The sequence below is a fragment of the Mesorhizobium sp. WSM3864 genome (assembly GCF_002294955.1).
Lineage (GTDB): Bacteria > Pseudomonadota > Alphaproteobacteria > Rhizobiales > Rhizobiaceae > Mesorhizobium.
Genome location: NZ_NSGD01000027.1, coordinates 31,652 through 49,126 on the forward strand (window position 1 = coordinate 31,652; position 17,475 = coordinate 49,126).

At 63.2% G+C, this 17,475-nt stretch carries 20 protein-coding genes; 11 read left to right on the forward strand and 9 right to left on the reverse strand.

Features of this window, described 5'->3' with window-relative positions; all coding sequences use genetic code 11:
* Positions 1-52 precede the first annotated feature (52 nt).
* Together CK215_RS28270 and CK215_RS28275 are read right to left on the reverse strand one after the other, a co-directional pair.
* Complete coding sequence (locus CK215_RS28270; RefSeq protein WP_164746708.1) at positions 53-982, reverse strand: glutaminase; 930 nt, start codon at positions 980-982, stop codon at positions 53-55.
* A 5-nt stretch (positions 983-987) separates the two neighbouring features.
* Complete coding sequence (locus tag CK215_RS28275) at positions 988-2,136, reverse strand: aminotransferase class I/II-fold pyridoxal phosphate-dependent enzyme (protein ID WP_095832886.1); 1,149 nt, start codon at positions 2,134-2,136, stop codon at positions 988-990.
* 207 nt (positions 2,137-2,343) lie between these two features.
* Between CK215_RS28275 and CK215_RS28280 the strand changes: the two genes are divergently transcribed.
* The 6 genes from CK215_RS28280 to aat all read left to right on the forward strand — a co-directional run bounded on the left by CK215_RS28280 (position 2,344) and on the right by aat (position 7,729).
* Positions 2,344-3,735 (forward strand): M48 family metalloprotease, encoded by a 1,392-nt coding sequence (locus tag CK215_RS28280; protein ID WP_095832887.1) that lies wholly within the window; start codon positions 2,344-2,346, stop codon positions 3,733-3,735.
* A gap of 57 nt (positions 3,736-3,792) precedes the next feature.
* Positions 3,793-4,596, forward strand: a complete 804-nt coding sequence (locus tag CK215_RS28285) for a DsbA family protein (protein ID WP_067321649.1) — start codon at positions 3,793-3,795, stop codon at positions 4,594-4,596.
* Between the two features lie 200 nt (positions 4,597-4,796).
* Positions 4,797-5,231, forward strand: a complete 435-nt coding sequence (gene aroQ / locus CK215_RS28290) for a type II 3-dehydroquinate dehydratase (RefSeq protein WP_095832898.1) — start codon at positions 4,797-4,799, stop codon at positions 5,229-5,231.
* Positions 5,232-5,257: 26 nt separating this feature from the next.
* The gene (gene accB, locus CK215_RS28295) at positions 5,258-5,725 is read left to right on the forward strand and encodes an acetyl-CoA carboxylase biotin carboxyl carrier protein (RefSeq protein ID WP_095832899.1); all 468 of its coding nucleotides are present in this window, start codon (positions 5,258-5,260) and stop codon (positions 5,723-5,725) included.
* Positions 5,726-5,744: 19 nt separating this feature from the next.
* The gene (gene accC, locus CK215_RS28300; RefSeq protein ID WP_095832888.1) at positions 5,745-7,088 is read left to right on the forward strand and encodes an acetyl-CoA carboxylase biotin carboxylase subunit; all 1,344 of its coding nucleotides are present in this window, start codon (positions 5,745-5,747) and stop codon (positions 7,086-7,088) included.
* 23 nt (positions 7,089-7,111) lie between these two features.
* Complete coding sequence (gene aat / locus CK215_RS28305) at positions 7,112-7,729, forward strand: leucyl/phenylalanyl-tRNA--protein transferase (RefSeq protein ID WP_066989498.1); 618 nt, start codon at positions 7,112-7,114, stop codon at positions 7,727-7,729.
* A 9-nt stretch (positions 7,730-7,738) separates the two neighbouring features.
* On the opposite strand, the gene CK215_RS28310 is transcribed toward aat, so the two are convergent.
* The 3 genes from CK215_RS28310 to CK215_RS28320 all read right to left on the reverse strand — a co-directional run bounded on the left by CK215_RS28310 (position 7,739) and on the right by CK215_RS28320 (position 9,274).
* The gene (locus CK215_RS28310) at positions 7,739-8,122 is read right to left on the reverse strand and encodes a hypothetical protein (protein WP_095832889.1); all 384 of its coding nucleotides are present in this window, start codon (positions 8,120-8,122) and stop codon (positions 7,739-7,741) included.
* 69 nt (positions 8,123-8,191) lie between these two features.
* Positions 8,192-8,758 carry a DUF2155 domain-containing protein gene (locus CK215_RS28315; RefSeq protein WP_095828519.1) on the reverse strand — a complete coding sequence of 189 codons (567 nt, stop codon included), beginning with the start codon at positions 8,756-8,758 and terminating at the stop codon, positions 8,192-8,194.
* Positions 8,759-8,875: 117 nt separating this feature from the next.
* A complete protein-coding gene (locus CK215_RS28320; RefSeq protein WP_095832890.1) occupies positions 8,876-9,274 on the reverse strand; it encodes an NADH:ubiquinone oxidoreductase subunit NDUFA12 in 399 nt (132 codons plus the stop codon).
* Positions 9,275-9,498: 224 nt separating this feature from the next.
* Between CK215_RS28320 and panB the strand changes: the two genes are divergently transcribed.
* Positions 9,499-10,338 carry a 3-methyl-2-oxobutanoate hydroxymethyltransferase gene (gene panB / locus CK215_RS28325; RefSeq protein WP_095832891.1) on the forward strand — a complete coding sequence of 280 codons (840 nt, stop codon included), beginning with the start codon at positions 9,499-9,501 and terminating at the stop codon, positions 10,336-10,338.
* Complete coding sequence (gene panC, locus CK215_RS28330) at positions 10,335-11,198, forward strand: pantoate--beta-alanine ligase (protein WP_095832892.1); 864 nt, start codon at positions 10,335-10,337, stop codon at positions 11,196-11,198. Before panB ends, panC begins: the two co-directional genes overlap by 4 nt.
* Here panC and CK215_RS28335 read toward each other — a convergent pair.
* The 4 genes from CK215_RS28335 to CK215_RS28350 all read right to left on the reverse strand — a co-directional run bounded on the left by CK215_RS28335 (position 11,195) and on the right by CK215_RS28350 (position 14,636).
* Positions 11,195-11,683: a GNAT family N-acetyltransferase gene (locus CK215_RS28335; RefSeq protein ID WP_095832893.1), complete on the reverse strand. Its 489-nt coding sequence runs from the start codon at positions 11,681-11,683 to the stop codon at positions 11,195-11,197. The two genes, panC and CK215_RS28335, sit on opposite strands and share 4 nt — an antisense overlap.
* 4 nt (positions 11,684-11,687) lie before the next feature.
* Positions 11,688-13,187, reverse strand: coding sequence for an Asp-tRNA(Asn)/Glu-tRNA(Gln) amidotransferase subunit GatB (gene gatB, locus CK215_RS28340; protein ID WP_095832894.1), 1,500 nt, complete (start codon positions 13,185-13,187; stop codon positions 11,688-11,690).
* 175 nt (positions 13,188-13,362) lie between these two features.
* Positions 13,363-13,794, reverse strand: a complete 432-nt coding sequence (locus CK215_RS28345) for a CBS domain-containing protein (protein WP_066989480.1) — start codon at positions 13,792-13,794, stop codon at positions 13,363-13,365.
* A 104-nt stretch (positions 13,795-13,898) separates the two neighbouring features.
* On the reverse strand, positions 13,899-14,636 hold the full coding sequence (locus tag CK215_RS28350; protein ID WP_095832895.1) for a rhomboid family intramembrane serine protease: 738 nt from the start codon (positions 14,634-14,636) through the stop codon (positions 13,899-13,901).
* Between the two features lie 419 nt (positions 14,637-15,055).
* On the opposite strand from CK215_RS28350, the gene CK215_RS28355 reads away from it, so the two are divergent.
* The 3 genes from CK215_RS28355 to CK215_RS28365 all read left to right on the forward strand — a co-directional run bounded on the left by CK215_RS28355 (position 15,056) and on the right by CK215_RS28365 (position 17,352).
* Positions 15,056-15,694: a PAS domain-containing protein gene (locus CK215_RS28355; protein WP_067321654.1), complete on the forward strand. Its 639-nt coding sequence runs from the start codon at positions 15,056-15,058 to the stop codon at positions 15,692-15,694.
* A gap of 170 nt (positions 15,695-15,864) precedes the next feature.
* Positions 15,865-16,479, forward strand: a complete 615-nt coding sequence (locus CK215_RS28360) for a PilZ domain-containing protein (RefSeq protein WP_095778666.1) — start codon at positions 15,865-15,867, stop codon at positions 16,477-16,479.
* 267 nt (positions 16,480-16,746) lie between these two features.
* Positions 16,747-17,352, forward strand: a complete 606-nt coding sequence (locus CK215_RS28365; protein ID WP_095832896.1) for a transglutaminase-like cysteine peptidase — start codon at positions 16,747-16,749, stop codon at positions 17,350-17,352.
* Positions 17,353-17,475 lie beyond the last annotated feature (123 nt).

Genomic DNA, 17,475 nt, shown 5'->3' on the forward strand with positions numbered 1-17,475 from the left:
CCGGCGCGGGATTTTCGTTTTCTGGCCTTCCAATCTTGCGCCCCAGCACCTGCTAAGGCGCGAAGATCGACCAGTTCATCATCCTGGCGAGCTTCTCAAGCGCTATGGAGCCGAGCTTGGAATTGCCGTTCTCGTTGAGGCCGGGGGACCAGACGGCGAGCGAGGCGACGCCCGGCACGATGCCAAGAATACCGCCGCCGACGCCACTCTTACCCGGAATGCCGACACGGAAGGCGAAATCGCCGGAGCCGTCATAGTGGCCGCAGGTCAGCATCAGCGCGCCGATGCGGCGCGCACGCTCGGTCGACACTACCGACAGCCCGGTCGCCGGGTTCCGACCGCCATTGGCGAGGAAGCGGCCGGCCATGGCGAGCTGCCGGCAGCTCATGGCGATGGCGCAATGATGGAAGTAGACGCCCAGCGCCAGCTCCGGCTCATGGTCAAGATTGCCAAAGGACTTCATGTAATTGGCCAGAGCGAAGTTGCGGTAGCCGGTAGCGCGTTCCGAGGCTGCGACCTCGCGGTCGATGATGATCGTGTCGTCGTCGGCCAGGAATTGGACGAAGCGCAGGATCTCGCCGATCGCCTCGCGCGGCTGGTGGCCGGCAAGCAGGATGTCGGATACGACGATGGCGCCGGCGTTGATGAACGGATTGCGCGGAATGCCGCTCTCATGCTCGAGCTGGACGATCGAGTTGAACGGATTGCCCGACGGCTCGCGGCCGACACGCTGCCACAACGCATCGCCGACCTTGCCCAGCGCCAGGGTCAGCGTGAACACCTTCGAGACGCTCTGGATCGAAAAGGGCTGATCGGCATCGCCGGCAAGGATGATGCGCCCGTCATTGGTCACGGCGGCAATGCCGAATTTCTTCGGATCGACCTTGCCGAGCTGCGGGATATAGGTGGCGACATCGCCGCGATCGCTGCGCTCGGTCATTTCGGCGGCCACTTCCGCCAGCGCCTGTTCAAGCTCGGGCATAGCGTCTATTTCAGCCAACTTTCGATGCGCGCCAGCGCCTCGACCATGTCGTCATGGCTGCCGGCATAGGAAAAGCGCATGGTGCGATGGCCCTGGAGCGGATCGAAATCACGGCCGGGCGTGGCCGCCACATGCGCCTCGGCCAGCATCTTGCGCGCGAAGGCCATGCTGTCATTGGTGTGCCGCGTGACATCGCAGAAGGCGTAGAACGCGCCGTCCATGGGCGCCGCGAGCGGGAAGCCCAGCTCCGGCAGACGCTTCATCAGCAGGTCGCGGTTCCAGGCATAGCGCGCCTTCACCGCTTCCAGCTCTTGCGTGGCATTGAAGGCCTCGACCGCCGCGACCTGCGACAGTTCCGGCGGCGAGATGTAGAGGCTCTGCGCGATGCGCTCGACCGGCCGCACCAGTTCGTCCGGCAGCACCATCCAGCCGATGCGCCAGCCGGTCATGCAATAGTATTTCGAGAAGGAGTTGATCACCGTGACGCCGGCGCCACAGGCAAGTGCAGTGACGTCGGGCGCGGCATAGGCCAACCGGTGATAGATTTCGTCCGAGATCACCGCGATGCCAAGCTCGTCCGCGGTCTTCACCAACGCGGAAAGCTCGTCGGCTGGAATGACCGCGCCGGTCGGATTGGCTGGACTGGCAAACAGCACGCCTTTCAACGGCTTCTCGCGGTGTGCGCTCTTCAGGTGGTCGGCATGCAGATAGGCGTCCGAGCCAAGCTCGATCTCGACGATTTCGATGCCAAGCGCGGCCATGATGTTGCGGTAGGCCGGATAGCCGGGCGCGGCGATGGCGACGCGGTCGCCGGGATCGAACATCGCCAGGAAAGCCAGGTTGAAGGCGGCCGACGAGCCGGTAGTGACGGCGATACGGGCGGGCGCGACATCGATTCCGTAATGCTCGCCATAGTGCGCGGCGATCGCCTTGCGCAGCTCCGCCAGGCCAAGAGCATCGGTGTAGCCGATGCGGCCGTGCTTCAGCGCGAGAGCGGCGGCTTCACGGACGCCGACCGGCGCCGGGTCCGACGGCTGGCCGACCGCCATCGACACCACGGGAATCCCGGTCGCCTTCAGCCGGTTGGCCTCGGCCAGGATATCCATGGCGTGGAACGGCTCGACCTCGCCGCGGCGTGAAAGCGAAACGACCATCTGACTCTTCAGCCTGCCTTTGGTTGGCAAATCCACAGGCAAACCATCGCTCGCTTGCCCTGGAACTGCCGGGAGTTCGACGGCAGCGCCGCACAAATGCCCGATTGGTGTGGGGATCACAAGCGCGCAGGAAGTTATCGGCGCCGACTTTTCATCCTTCGCCCGCTCGTCTACCAGTGGACCTGTCATGTTGAGCCGACCCGAACGATGATCGATAGATCGACCGCAATAGGGCGAACCGCGCGCGGGTTCGCGACGCTCCTGCTTGCCGCCGCCGTCGCGGTGTCCACTTCGCTGAGCGCCTTCGCGCAAGGCGTGCCGGTGGTGCGCGACGCCGAGATCGAGGCGCTGGTGCGCGACTATGCCCGACCGATTTTCAAGGCGGCGGGCCTTGCCAATGACGGGATCGACATCGTTCTCGTCAACGACCAGAGCTTCAATGCGTTCGTGACCGGCCGCCGCCTGTTCATCAACACCGGCGCGCTGGTGACGGCCGAGACGCCGAACGAGATCATCGGCGTCATCGCGCACGAGGCCGGCCATATTGCCGGCGGCCACCAGCAGAAGCTGCGCGATCAACTCGATCGCGCCAAGACCATGGCCATCATCGCCACGCTGCTCGGGGCGGGCGCGATCGTGGCCGGCGCCACCACCAACAGCCGCGGCCTTGCCGGCGCCGGCATGGGCGTCGCGGCCGGCGGCGGCGAGATGGCGCAGCGCAGCATCCTTGCCTATCAGCGGGGCGAAGAAATCACCGCCGACCGCTCGGCGATCACCTACCTGAATGCCACCGGCCAGTCCGGCATGGGCATGCTGAAGACCTTCGGGCGATTCCAGAGCGCGCTTTCGCTGTCGGGCACCCAGCTCGATCCTTACCGGATCAGCCATCCGATGCCCCGGGAGCGCATCGCCAATCTCGAGGTGCTGGTCAAGGCGAGCCCTTATGTCAGCCAGGTCGACGCGCCGGCGCTGCAGCAGCGGCATGACATGATGCGCATCAAGATCGCGGCCTATATGCAAGGCCAGGCGGCGGTGGCGCGGCTGATGCGCAAGAACCCGACCAGTCTGGCCTCGCGCTACGGCGACGCGCAGCAGACCTATCTCTACGGCAACCCTGGCACCGCGCTGACGAAAACCGCGGCGCTGATCAAGGAACAGCCGAAAAACCCCTATTTCCAGGAACTTCGCGGCGACATCCTGATGAAGGCCAACAGGCCCAAGGACGCCGCGGATGCCTATGCCAAAGCGGCGAGCCTCGACGCGGCGCGGTCCGGCTTGCTGCTGGTCTCGCTCGGCCAGGCGCTGATGGCGGTCGGCACGCCGGACTCAATCAACAAAGCGGTGGCGCAGCTCAACAACGGGATCGGGCGCGACAAGGAAAACGCCGTAGCCTACCGCTATCTGGCTCAAGCCTATGGCGAATTGGGGCAAATCCCGGCCGCCGACCTTGCGACGGCGGAGGGCCATTTCTATTCGGCCGACTATAAGAACGCGAAGATCTTCGCCATGCGCGCTCAACAGAAATTGAAGCGCGGCGAGCCCCGCTGGCTTCGCGCGCAGGATATCATAAACTACACGCCATCTAACAAACTCAAGTGAACCTCCCGGGCGCGCGCGGCGACCAGGTTGGACCGGGACAGGCAGAAGGAACTGATCATGAACAAGGCAATCCTGCTCGGCAGCGCCGGCGTGGCGGTGGCGCTCGGCATGCTGGCATTCGGCTTCGTGGCAGGAAGCCCGCAGGCCGCTAGGGCCGACACGACGCAAGCCATCCAGGTGGCCTCGGCGGACAGCAAGATCGACCGCAAGGAGGTCGAAGGCATCATCCGCGACTATCTGTTGAAAAACCCCGAGGTCCTGCTCGAGGTCCAGGACGCGCTCGAGGCCAAGCAGAAGGAAGAGCAGCGGCTCGCCGCACTCGGCGTCATCAAGGACGCGAAGGACGAGATCTTCAACTCCACCTTCGACGGCGTGGTCGGCAACCCTAAGGGCAAAGTCACCATCGTCGAGTTCTACGACTACAATTGCGGCTTCTGCAAACGCGCCATTGAGGACATGAAGGCGCTGACCAAGGCCGATCCGGACCTGCGCTTCGTGCTCAAGGAGTTTCCAATCCTCAGCCCGGATTCGCAAAAGGCCAGCGTGGTCTCGATGGCCTTCCATCTGATGATGCCGGAGAAGTACAGCGAGTTCCACACTGCGTTGCTCGGCAGCCAGGGCCGTGCCACCGAATCCACCGCCATGAAGGTCGCTGTTTCGCTCGGTGCCGACGAGGCGAAGCTGCGCGAGAAGATGAAGGATCCGAGCATCAACGAAGCGCTCTCGCGCACCTACGATCTCGCCACCAAGCTGTCGATCACCGGCACGCCGTCCTATGTGGTCGGAAATGAGGTGGTGTTCGGCGCGCTCGGACAGCAGGTTCTGGCGGAGAAGATCGAGCAGGCCAAGAGCGCGCTCTAGGCTTTGAGCATGATCTTTTCCGAAACCGCTGCACAGTTTTCGGGATCATGCTCTAAGCGATTGCGGGTCGCGATCACAGGCGGTTTTCCGCCGGTTGTGGACAGCGAAAGAACGTACTTGCGCTCTTTTCGCGGGCGGCTATGCCCATTATAGAGGTCCGGCGCGCCGGCTTGAGGCCGGCGCCGAAGAGGTCGGCATATTTGAAAACGATTTTCGTCCTGAACGGTCCCAATCTCAATGCACTCGGCAAGCGCGAGCCGGGGATCTATGGCGGCAAGACGCTCGCCGCCATTGCCGAGGATTGCAAGGCCGCTGGCACGGCGCTCGGGCTCGAGATCGATTTTCGTCAGTCCAATCACGAAGGTGATCTCGTCGACTGGATCCAGGAAGCCGGTGAAAAGGCCGCAGGCATCGTCATCAATCCCGGCGCCTACAGCCATACCTCGATTGCCATTCACGACGCCATCCGCGCGATCGCGCCGCTGCCCGTCGCTGAAGTCCATCTTTCCAATATCCACGCGCGGGAGCCTTTCCGTCACGTCTCCATGGTCGCGCCGGTCGCTGTCGGCATAATCTGCGGGTTCGGGCCACTCGGCTACACGCTTGCGCTGCAGGCACTGGCGGCGCGCCTGTGACCGGCTCCCAAACAGAAGGCTCGAAAATGTCGATAAAGAAGAACGGTGTTGACCAGCAGCTGATCCGCGACCTGGCGGGCATACTGAACGACACCAACCTGACCGAGATCGAGGTCGAGCTCGGCGACCTGAAGGTGCGCGTGTCGCGTCAGTCGCAGGCCGTCCACGCGGTCGCTGCTCCGCTTCCTATGCCGTCCGCGGCGGTTGCCGCGCCGGCTCAGGCGGCAGCGGCCGCGCCCGCGACGGCAGCCGATCCTTCCAAGAACGCCGTGCCCTCGCCGATGGTCGGCACCGCCTATCTCGCGCCCTCGCCCGACGCCAAGGCGTTCATCGAGATCGGCCAGAAGGTCAAGGAAGGCCAGACGCTGCTCATCATCGAAGCGATGAAGACGATGAACCAGATTCCCTCGCCGCGCGCCGGCACGGTGACGGCGATCCTGATCGAGGACGCCCAGCCGGTCGAATACGGCATGCCGCTCGTGGTCATCGAGTAGAGCCGGGAACAGCGGGCAGATGTTCCAAAAAATCCTCATCGCCAATCGCGGCGAAATCGCGCTTCGGGTGCTGCGCGCCTGCAAGGAGCTCGGCATCCAGACGGTGGTGGTCCATTCGACGGCCGATTCCGATGCCATGCATGTGCGGCTTGCCGACGAAAGCGTCTGCATCGGCCCGCCGCCGTCACGCGAAAGCTATCTCAACATTCACCAGATCGTCGCCGCGTGCGAGATCACCGGCGCCGACGCCGTGCATCCGGGCTACGGCTTCCTGTCGGAAAACGCCAAGTTCGCCGATATCCTCGCCGCCCATAACATCACCTTCATCGGCCCTTCGGGCGACCATATCCGCATCATGGGCGACAAGATCGAAGCCAAGCGCACGGCAAAGCGCCTCGGCATCCCGGTGGTGCCTGGGTCGGACGGCGCGATCAGCGACGAGAAGGAAGCAAAGCGCATTGCCGCCGCGATCGGCTATCCGGTGATCATCAAGGCTTCGGCCGGCGGCGGCGGCCGCGGCATGAAGGTGGCCCGCATCGAGGCCGACCTCGAAGTGGCGCTGCAGACGGCCAGATCCGAAGCCGGCGCCGCCTTCGGCGACGACGCCGTTTACATCGAGAAATATCTGGAAAAGCCGCGCCATATCGAATTGCAGGTATTCGGCGACGGCGCCGGACGCGGCGTGCATTTCGGCGAGCGCGACTGCTCGCTGCAACGCCGCCACCAGAAGGTGTGGGAGGAAGCGAACTCACCGGCCCTCAACGCCGAGGAACGTGCGCGCATCGGCGGCATCTGCGCCAAGGCGATCGCCGATCTTGGCTATTCCGGCGCCGGCACGATCGAATTCCTCTACGAGAACGGTGAATTCTATTTCATCGAGATGAACACACGCCTGCAGGTCGAGCATCCGGTGACCGAAGCGATCACCGGCATCGACCTCGTGCATGAACAGATCCGTGTCGCCTCCGGCGGCGGACTGTCGGTCAAGCAGGAAGACATCAAGTTCAACGGCCACGCCATCGAGTGCCGCATCAACGCCGAGGATCCGCGCACGTTCACGCCGTCGCCCGGTACGATCACGCATTTCCACACGCCGGGCGGCCTCGGCATCCGCGTCGATTCCGGCGTCTATTCCGGCTACCGGATCCCGCCCTATTACGACAGCCTGATCGGTAAGCTGATCGTGCATGGGCGCAACCGCGTCGAATGCATGATGCGGCTGCGCCGGGCGCTCGACGAATTCGTCGTCGACGGCATCAAGACGACGCTGCCGCTGTTCCGCGACCTCGTCGGCAATCCGGATATCGCCAACGGCGACTACGACATCCACTGGCTCGAGAAATATTTGGCCAAGGAGGAATAGGATCTTGCGGTTATAATGGCGCAATGACTCGTCCCTACGCGCCCGGCTACCGCATCCCAACCGACCTGCTGCTGAAAGCCTATGCCTCGGGCGTGTTCCCGATGGCAGAGAGCGCCACCGACCCGGAAGTGTTCTGGGTGCGGCCGGAGACGCGCGGCATCATCCCGCTCGACGGATTCCACACGCCACGCAGTCTGAAGAAGACGATCCGCAGGCACCCTTTCGACATCCGCTACGATTTCGACTTCGAGGCGACGATCGACGGCTGCGCGGAAAGGCGCGACGAGCGCCGCTCGACCTGGATCAATGCGCCGATCCGCGAAGCCTATGTCGAGCTCTATCGGCTGGGCCACTGCCATTCCGTCGAGGCGTGGCGCGAGGGCCGGCTGGCCGGCGGTCTCTATGGGGTGTCACTCGGGCGCGTCTTCTTCGGCGAAAGCATGTTCGCCCGGGAAACCGACGCCTCGAAGACTTGCCTCTATTATCTGGTCGAGCGGCTGAACGAACGCCGTTTCGCGCTGCTCGACACGCAGTTCACCACCGAGCACCTGAAGCGCTTCGGCGCCATCGACGTGCCGCGCAGCCGCTACGAAAAAATGCTGGCCGAGGCCCTGAAGGGCGACGCGGTCTTTTATCCCTGAGGTAAGCGGTCACCCGCTCGCAGTTTCGATTGGCGTCTGGGAATGAAACATCATCTTCCAGCCATCGGCGCGATGAACATAGCCGGTGCTGACGAGAGCGGCATAGCGCTCGCCGTTTTCCCGCGTCGCGCGCGCCTCGTAGGTTAGCATGACGATATCGCTGCCGGGTTCGACCATGCCTTTCAGCCGAATGTCGAGATCGCGCCAGCGATTGGGCTTGGTGGCGGTCTTGGCCAGATCGGCATTGGTCATCGCCTGCGCCATCTCCGGAAAGGCGACGAGGCAATCCACATCGGCGTGGGCCGCGAAATAGGCGGAATCGCCAGTCCAGAAGCCTTTCTCGATATCGAGAAGCTCTTTCTTGCTGGCAGTGATCGGCCTGATCGTTGCCATGGAAATCTCCCGTCGCCATCACCGTTTATCCAACGGATTGCGAAAAAGAGGGTTCCGAGAGTTCCGAGATCAGTTCGTGTCTGTGGTGTCGGCGCCATCCGGCGCGGGCGCCGCGTCCGACGGCTCAGGCGCTGCCTCGGCAGGCGGCTTCGGCTTGGCGGTATTCGTCTTCGGCTTGCCCGTATCGGCCTTGGCGGCGGTCGGCGGCGGCACGTCCGATTTTTGCTTGCAGCCCTTCAGCCAGACGTCATAGACGGCGTGCTCGACCGCGTTGAGACCGGGGCTTTCGGCGAACATCCAGCCGGTAAAGATACGGCGGATCTTGCGATCGAGCGTGATCTCGTCGACCTCGACGAAGGAATCGGTCTTCGGCTGTTCGGTCTCGGGCCGAGAGTAGCAGACGCGCGGCGTCACCTGCAGGGCGCCGAACTGCACCGTCTCGTCGATATAGACGTCGAAGGTGATGATGCGGCCGGTGATCTTGTCGATGCCGGCGAATTCGGCGACCGGATTGGTGATGCGGTCGGAAACCGCAGGCGCCGCCGGTGTCTGCGCGGCGGCGAACCCTGCCGTCGAGGCAGCCAGAACGGACGCTGCCGCAAACAGTCCCGTCGAGAGTCGGCCGAAAGAGTTCATGCAGGGATACCGGTGGTTGCGCCCGGGTGATTCTCTCAATCGCCCAAGGCTAGTCAGGGCTGCGCTATCAGCAAGCAGCTAAACGCCAATTGTGGCGACAAAAGACCGAAAACGCGTTTACGAACCGGGCGTCCAAGCGTCGTAGTCGCCAGTGACCTGCGGGCGCTGCTGGTTGGTCAGAATGGAACCTTGCGGGCGATAGGCGCCCGGCGTTCCTGTGAGGTTGGGCCGGTGCGGCTTCTGCCAATCACGAGCCTTATAGCTTTCGCTAGACGGAGGCGTGTCGACGCGATGATGCATCCAGCCATGCCAGCCCGGAGGGATCTTCGAGGCTTCGGAATAGTCACGATAGATGACCCAGCGGCGGGTGCGACCTTCCGAATCGATGCCGCCCTCGTAATAGACGTTGCCGACCTCGTCCTCGCCGACCTTGTTGCCGAAGCGCCAGGTGTGGAAGCGCGTGCCAAGTGTCTGGCTGTTCCACCAGGTGAAAAACTGCAGCAGGAAAGTCTTCATCCAGATCCTCGTTGCGGCTGCGGCCGCGCGGTTTCCTGCTTATGGCGTCACGTCAACGCGAAGGCAAGGGTTTTGCCCTGCCTGCGATGTAAATGCTTCGTGCGCTAAATCGATACACGCGTGGAGATATCGCCACCTCGGCTTGCCAAGCGTTTGCGCAGTTTCTAAAGCTCGCACGCCCGGCAAGCGGGCGGCCGGCCCGCGCCGGTTGAGGGAGGTGACGATTGGCCCCAGAACGGTCCACCGGCAATCGGATCGGCGCCGAAGACATTCGCCGCCGCAAGGGCGGCGTGCCGATCGTCTGTCTCACCGCCTATACCTATCCGATAGCCCGCATGCTCGATCCGCATGTTGACCTGCTTCTGGTCGGCGACAGCGTCGCCATGGTGCTGCATGGCCATGCCACGACGCTCGGCGCTTCGCCGGAGATGATGATCGCGCACGGACAAGCGGTGATGCGTGGCTCCGCAAAGGCCTGTGTGGTGGTCGACATGCCGGCAGGCAGCTACGAGGCCTCGGTGGCGCAAGCTGTTGCCTCGGCAAGGCTCATCGTCGGCGAGACGGGCTGCCAGGCGGTCAAGCTCGAGGGTGGGGTCGACATGGCCGCGCAGATCGCGGCAATCGTCGCGGAAGGCATCCCGGTCATGGGCCATATCGGCCTGCAGCCGCAGTCGGTGGACAAGGACGGCGGCTACAAGATCAAGGGCAGGAGCAGGGAAAACATCGCCGCCCTTTTTCGCGACGCCGAAGCGGTTGAAAAGGCCGGCGCCTTCTCGGTCGTCATCGAGGGCACGGTCGAGGCGGTGGCTTCGGATCTCACCCGCCGGATCGCGATCCCGACCATCGGCATCGGCGCCAGCGGCGACTGCGACGGCCAGATCCTGGTGGTAGACGACATGATCGGCATGACCGTCGACCGCGTGCCGAAATTCGTCAAGGAATACGCAAAGCTGCGCGACACCATTGCGGATGCGGCGGCGCGTTACGCCGACGAGGTGCGCAGCCGCGCATTTCCCGGACCTGACCACGTTTTTTCGGCGGCATCGGGCAAGGACCAGGCATGAGCGGGCCAATCGTCGTCGAGAGCGTTGCGGCCCTTCGCGCGCAGATCCGGGATTGGCGCCGGGCTGGCCTCAAGATCGCCATGGTGCCGACCATGGGCGCGCTGCATGACGGCCACATCTCGCTGGTCAGGATCGCGCTCAAAAAGGCGGAGCGCTGCGTCGTCTCCGTCTTCGTCAATCCGACCCAGTTCGCGCCGACCGAGGACCTGGACAAATATCCGCGCCAATTGGCCCGCGATCTCGACCAACTGCGGGAAGCAGGCGTGCATCTGGCCTTCACGCCAGGCGTGGCGGAAATGTACCCGGCCGGCTTCGCCAGCAAAATCTCGGTCGGAGGCCCCTCCTCCGGCCTGGAGACGGATTTTCGGCCCGCCTTCTTCGACGGCGTCGCCACTGTCGTGGCCAAGCTTTTCCTGCAGGCAGCGCCCGACTGTGCCGTGTTCGGTGAGAAGGACTACCAGCAGCTTTGCGTTGTCAGGCAGCTGTGCCGTGATCTCGATCTGCCGGTCGAGATCGTCGGCGCGCCGACCGTGCGTGATTCCCACGGCCTCGCCATGTCGTCGCGCAACGCCTATCTGGGCGCGGCCGAGCTCGAGATCGCGCGCAAATTCAACGTGGTTCTGCGTCAGACCGCGGCCGAGCTCGCATCCGGCGCGGATGAGGCACGTGCGGTGAATGCGGCTGCCGAAGCGCTCGTCAGCGCGGGCTTTCGGAAGGTCGACTACATCGCCGCGCGGGAGGCCGCAGCGCTCGCGCCCTGGCGGCGGGACCGCGACGGGCGCTTGCTCGCGGCGGCCTGGCTCGGCACCACCAGGCTGATCGACAATGTGGAAATCCCTGCCGCTCCGCCGGCGCTTTAGCCGAGCCGCTTCTCCAGGATGAGCGCGGGCCATCCCGAACTGCCGCCGCAATCCGCTGTCCTGCCTGCCGTCCGAAATCCGTTCGCCTCGTAGAAGGCGATCGCCACCGCATTCGCCTGCTCAACCTCCAGACGCAGCGTCCGCATCTGCGGAAAACTGGCCTCGACTTCGTCGAGCAGCGCCTGGCCGATCCTTTGCCGCTGACAATCCGGAGATACGTAGAGCTGGTTCAGAAGGACGATCCTCGGGTCGGCAGTCGCGGCCGCGAAAGCCATGCCGCCAAGCCGCTTGCCATCGTCAGCGACCAGGAATTCGGAATTCGGCCGGGCCAGTTGCGCCTTGAGCGAAGCAAGAGAATGCCAATCGTCGGTGATCGCCGTTACATCCTCGGCGCCGTAGATGGCGTCATAGGTCGCATGCCACGTCTCAACCAGCAGCGCGCGGATCGCAACAAGATCGCGCTCGCTGGCGGTGCGGACGAACATCGCTCTATTCGATGCCGAGCTTGGCCTTGACCAGCTCGTTGACCGCCTGCGGGTTCGCCTTGCCGCCGGTGGCCTTCATCACCTGGCCGACGAACCAGCCGGCCATGGTCGGCTTGGCGCGCGCCTGCTCGGCCTTGTCCGGATTGGCGGCGATGACCTCGTCGACCGCCTTCTCGATGGCGCCGGTGTCGGTCACCTGCTTCATGCCGCGGCTTTCGACGAGGTGGCGCGGATCACCGCCCTCGTTCCAGACGATCTCGAACAGATCCTTGGCGATCTTGCCGGAGATCGTGCCTTCCTTGATCAGGTCGACGACGGTACCGAGCTGCTCAGGCGAAAGCGGAGCGTTTTCAATATCTTTGCCAGCCTTGTTGAGAGCCCCCAGCAGGTCGTTGATGACCCAGTTGGCGGCAAGCTTGCCGTCGCGCCCCGAGGCCACCTGCTCGAAATAGTCGGCGATCGGCTTTTCCGAGACCAGCACCGAGGCGTCGTAGGGCGATAGGCCTAGCGAGCCGATCAGCCGCGCCTTCTTCTCGTCCGGGAGTTCCGGCAGATGCTGTGCCAGATCATCGACATAGGCCTGGTCGAACTCCAGCGGCAGAAGGTCGGGGTCGGGGAAATAGCGGTAGTCATGCGCCTCTTCCTTGGAGCGCATCGAGCGCGTCTCGCCCTTGTTGGGGTCGAATAGGCGCGTCTCCTGCTCGATCGAGCCGCCGTCTTCGAGGATGGCGATCTGACGGCGCGCTTCGGACTCGATGGCCTGGCCGATGAAGCGGATCGAGTTGACGTTCTTGATCTCGCAGCGCGTGCCGAACGCGTCGCCCGGGCGGCGCACCGAGACATTGACGTCGGCGCGCAGCGAACCCTCGTCCATGTTGCCGTCGCAGGTACCGAGATAGCGCATTATGGTGCGCAGTTTGCTGACATAGGCCTTGGCCTCGTCGGCAGAGCGCATGTCCGGCTTGGAGACGATCTCCATCAGCGCAACGCCGGACCGGTTGAGGTCGACATAGGACATTGTCGGATGCTGGTCGTGCATAGACTTGCCGGCATCCTGCTCCAGATGCAGGCGCTCGATGCCGACCTCGATGTCCTCGAACTCGCCCTGCCGGTCCGGTCCGACCGAGACGATCACCTTGCCTTCGCCGACGATCGGCTGCTTGTACTGCGAGATCTGATAGCCCTGCGGCAGGTCCGGGTAGAAATAGTTCTTCCGATCGAAGACCGACTTGTGGTTGATCGCGGCCTTCAAGCCCAGCCCAGTGCGGATCGCCTGCTTGACGCATTCCTCGTTGATCACCGGCAGCATGCCGGGCATCGCCGCGTCGACCAGGCTGACATTGGCGTTGGGCGCCGCGCCGAAAGAGGTCGAGGCGCCGGAGAACAGCTTTGCCTCGGACGTCACTTGCGCATGCACTTCGAGCCCGATGATGATTTCCCAGTCGCCGGTGGCGCCGGAGATCAGGCGTTTCGGGTCGGGCGTGCGGGTATCGATGATGCTCATGGAGGCCTATGGGTCGCATTCGTTGGCTGGCGCGATTTTGCTATCGCGTCGCGAAAATCGCATCACTCGCTAGTGCAAACCGTTCCTTGAGACAAGTCCAAAGCCGCGCGCAGGCCTCCAGGCAGCTTGCGCTTGTAAGCCCACGGGCTGTGCTGGCGGCACCTTCCCGCCTGTATCAGGCGGTGGCGATGTAGGCCCGGATCTCCTCAGCCTCGCGCTCGACATCCTCGATCCGGCGCTTGACCACATCGCCGATCGACACGATGCCGTCGAGCATCCCGTCCTTCTCCACCGGCAGGTGGCGGAAGCGACCCTTCGTCATGATCTCCATGACCTCGTTGACCGTGTGGTTCTCGTTGCAGATCTTGACCTTCGGCGTCATGGCCGATCGGACCGGAATATCGAGCGCGGCCGCGCCCTCCCTGGCCAGCACTCGCACGATGTCACGCTCGGAAAGGATGCCGACGATCTTGCGGTCGCCATTGGTGATGACCAGCGCGCCGATCCTATGCTCGGTCAGGATGCGAATAGCTTCGCTCAGCTTTTCATTAGGCCCGAGTGTGAACACGTCATGGCCTTTTTGCTCAAGAATTGCCTTCACAGTCATGGCGTCCTCCTGTGCCTTGCCCGCCGGCTCCTGCCCTGACCGGCATTCACGTTCCGGTGAACATGGTGCGCCGTGATTGGTTGCATTTCAAGTGCGCCGCAGGGCTACTCGGACGGCTGGGGCCGATCGAAAAAACGCACGCCGAAAAAGCCTGCGACAAAGCCGCCGATATGGGCTTCCCAGGCGATCTGTCCTTCGATCCCCGGCGCAAAGCCGAGAAGGCCGGTCGCGAGGTTGATCACCATCCAGACGCCGAGGAACGTCATGACGCCGCGCGAACGCAGCACGATTGCGATCGGCAACGGCTCGCCGGCGAAGGCCGCCTGGCCTGACGAGCGATCGATCCGGAAGCCGTAGCGCGCCGCCGCTCCCATCATGCCCGAGATCGCGCCCGAAGCGCCGACCAGCGGCATCTCGCCATAAGGGTGCATGGCCCAGAACAGCGCGACCGAAGCCAGCCCGGTCACGGCGTAGAACACCGCAAATCGGGCCGCGCCGAAACGATTGGCGAGCGGTGAGCCGAAAGCGGCAAGCCAGACCATGTTGACGGCAATGTGGGCGAGGCCCCCATGCATGAAGGCATAGGTGAAGGGGCGCGTGAACAAGAACCAGTCGAAGCCGTATTGACCGGTGTAGAGCACCGGAATGAAGGCTCCGTCGTAGAGCAGCGTTATTTGCTGGTCGTCGTTCAGCACATATCGCTCCAGCAGGAAGACGATCCCGCAGATCCCCATCACCGCCAGCACAATTGGCGGCAAGTTGAACACCGGCTCGCGGCGCGGCTCCGGCGCTTCGTCGTCTGGTTGCATTTCGGATTCGGTCGGTGTTACCGGCTCGCTCATGGCCTCTTCGCAGCTGGCTGGAGACTCGATTTCGGCCGAGCATGTAGTTCACGCCTGATCGAATCACAAATCGCGAATCGCTCAAGCTGAATCGGATAGGGCTTGGATCGGCGACGCGAATCAAAAGAAAGCCGTCCAGGTTTCCCTGAACGGCCGCTCGAGTCCCCTGCTCCCCGAAAACTGACTGAAGTGCTGCCGATCGCTGCTGAAACGACCGTTTTGGAGTGTTTTTGATGTGCCACAGGCCCCAACGGCGTGCAACGTAAACCACTTGTTAACCTTAACGACCCCGAGACGTGAACAAACGTTAACGATGCTGGCACGCATCCTGCTCCGCACCGCATGAAAGTCATCGGAGGGCGCCCTGTCTGTTCGCCGATGGGACAACAAGAAAGACAGATTGCCGGAGCGGAATGGAAATGAATCAGAACGGATCAATCGCGCTGTTCCAATATTGGAACCGGCTGCGTGATGGCCGCCCGGCTCCGAAACGCTCGGAAGTGGAGCCGGCGGACATCAAGACGCTCCTGGCCGATACATTCATCCTGGAGCGCGACACACGCGCCGAAGCCGTGTTCCGGCTGGCCGGCACCAGGCTCTGCGCCTATTACGGTCGCGAGCTCAAAGGGTTTTCCTTCCCCTCGCTCTGGCGCGAGAAGGACCAGCGGCTTATGTCGCGTCTTATCCACGGCGTCTTCGATCAGAAGTCGGTGCTGCTTCTGACTTATGAAGGATTCAGCCGAAACGGTCGTTCCAGCAAGTTCGAGCTGCTGGCGCTGCCGCTCGATGGCGGCGTCGAGAGCCCTCGCTGCCTCGGCATCGTCAGCGCCGCGGATCGGCCGTTCTGGCTTGGTGCCGACCCGCTCGCCGACGCCCTGATCGACGCGATCCGGGTCATCGATCCCGACAAGGACCCGATGTTCCTGAAGAACCGGCCGGCGATCGATGTTCCGTCGCTCGTGCCGACGGAGTTCGACGCGCCCGAGACCATTTCGGCGCTCGGCCGCGTACGCCGGATACGGCATCTCGTCGTCTTCGACGGCGGGCGCAACGAGTAGAGCGGATCGCGAGATTTTGCCGCGATCTGGTCCAGGCCTTTGCTTGCGTGGCGGGCCGCCCCCAACCCATTTGGGCCGGCTTTTTCCCGTTTGTTAACCTGCTTTGCTGTAGCTTTTTCCGGTGAAATTCCTCGCACGTCGCGCGGAATGCCAACGGGGTGTAGGCAGTCATGAGGTCAGCGGCGGAATTTGCGCCGTCCCGTGTGGAGCGGCGCAATTTTCAGCGTGTCCGGGTGAAAATCTACGGACGCTTCATGCTGGAGGACCGCACGGAACACGCGTGCCAGGTGATAGACATGTCGCCAGGCAATGTCGCCTTGCGCACCGATCGCGTCGGCATGCCGGGGGAAAAGGTCATTGCCTATATCGATCACATCGGTCGCATCGAAGGCATCGTGACGCGCACCTCGCAGGACGGTTTCGCCATGACCGTCATCGCTTCGGACCGCAAGAAGGACAAGCTCGCCGCGCAGCTCACCTGGCTTGCAAACAAGCATGAGCTCGACCTGCCGGAAGACCGTCGCCACGAGCGCGTCGCGCCGCGCAACCCGATGAGCGTGCTGCAGCTCACCGACGGGCGACAGTATCAGTGCCGCATCATCGACCTGTCGCTCTCGGGCGCGGCGATCGAGATCGACGTCAAACCAGCAATCGGCGTGCAGGTCATGCTGGGAACGATGCGCGGCCAGGTTGTGCGTCACTTCGAGGACGGCGTCGCCATTGAGTTCGCCGTCATCCAGCGGCCGGAAACCTTGGATTCGGAATTCAACGCGCCGCGGACCTGACCGCTTAGAATGCGGACATGCATCCAACCGGCCCCCAGCGGCCGGTTTTTTGTTGGCCGGATCAGCGCCTTCCAGCAGCCGGGCGGCATGTCGAGACGCCACGTGATCCGGGTGCGGCGGCCGGTTTAGATTCTCAACAATCCGCAGTCGAGATAGTTCAAATTTTATATTTAATCTACGGGCGTTTTACTCAATCTCTACTTCCGGTTTTTGCGTCAAATAAATCCCAACGTGGCACAGTCTCTCTCAAACGGGGAGACTACCATAATGAAAATGACGAGGGGCAAGCTGTTGCTCTTGGCAATGGCGATGCAGCTTTCCGCCTGGGGCACGGCAAGCGCGGGACCGCTGTTCATGCATACGGGTGGCCGCACCACCCAGCCCGTCGGCCATTATGAACTCTGCCAGCGTATCCCCATCGAATGCCATGAGACGACGCCGAATGGGTCTCCTGTCGAGCTGACCCGCAAGCTGTGGGCGACGATGATCAAGGTCAACAATTCGGTCAACACCCGCGTCAAGCCACGTACCGATATGGAGATCTACGGGGTCGAGGAATACTGGGCCTATCCCGACAACGGTTTCGGCGACTGCGAGGACTACGCGCTGGAGAAGCGCCGCGAATTGATGGCCGCCGGTGTCCCCGCGGGCGACCTTTTGATGACGGTCGTGCGCCAGCCGAACGGCGACGGCCACGCGGTGCTGACGGTGCGCACCAGCCTCGGCGAGTTCATCCTCGACAATCTCGAGCCGAAAGTGCTCGCCTGGAACGACACGGTCTACACCTACCTCAAACGTCAATCGACGGAGAATTCAGGCGTTTGGGTTTCGATCAACGACGGCCGCGAGGACGCGGTCGCCAGCGTCCGCTAGGACCCCAATGCATGCTGCCCCAAGATGCGCAGGGCTTTTGGGCAACGGCACACACGAAGAGATTAAGCACGCCGCATTCATATGGCGTGCCTAGAAAAAGCCCGGTCGAGTCCCCACCCTCCC